At 65.0% G+C, this 663-nt stretch carries 1 protein-coding gene; it reads left to right on the top strand.

The annotated features are described in order from the left end of the window. Positions 1 to 18: 18 nt before the first annotated feature. Positions 19 to 663: class I SAM-dependent methyltransferase (locus BST12_RS29195; protein ID WP_245850628.1), on the top strand; the 645-nt coding region annotated here is incomplete at its 3' end.

Genomic DNA, 663 nt, shown 5'->3' with positions numbered 1-663 from the left:
CCGATTCCGCTGGCCGAGATGCGGCAGTGGCGTGCGGCGGCGGTGCAGCGCATTGCGGGGTTGGCGCCTAGGCGGGTGCTCGAGATCGGGGTGGGGTCGGGGTTGTTGTTGGCCGAGCTGGCGCCGCAGTGTGAACAGTATTGGGGCACGGACTTTTCGGCGGACACGATTCATCGGTTGGGGGTGCAGGTGGCGTCGCGGCCGTGGGCGGATCGGGTGAAGTTGAGTATTCAGCCCGCCGATGTGGCCGAGGGGTTGCCGGCCGGTTATTTCGATGTGGTGGTGCTGAATTCGGTGATTCAGTATTTCCCGAGTGCGGGGTATTTGCTGGATGTGATCGAGTTGGCGCTGGGGTTGTTGGCGCCGGGTGGGGCGTTGTTTGTGGGGGATGTGCGCAATGTGAGTTTGTTGTCGGCGTTCAGTTCGGCGGTGGTGTGCGCGCAGGCCGAGGATGCGCAGACCGCGGGGGTGTTGCGTGAGCGGGTGCGCCGTGAGGTGTTGGCCGAGCAGGAGTTGCTGGTGGCGCCGGAGTTCTTCGTTGCGCTGCCGCAGCGGTTCGCCGCGATCGGGGCGGTGGATATTCAGCTCAAGGACATGCATGCGGTCAACGAGCTCAGCGGTCACCGCTACGAGGTGGTGCTGCACAAGGAACCCGCGTCGGTG

Source organism: Mycobacterium angelicum (assembly GCF_002086155.1).
Taxonomy (GTDB): Bacteria; Actinomycetota; Actinomycetes; order Mycobacteriales; family Mycobacteriaceae; genus Mycobacterium; species Mycobacterium angelicum.
This window is presented reverse-complemented; position numbering and strand designations above follow the sequence as displayed.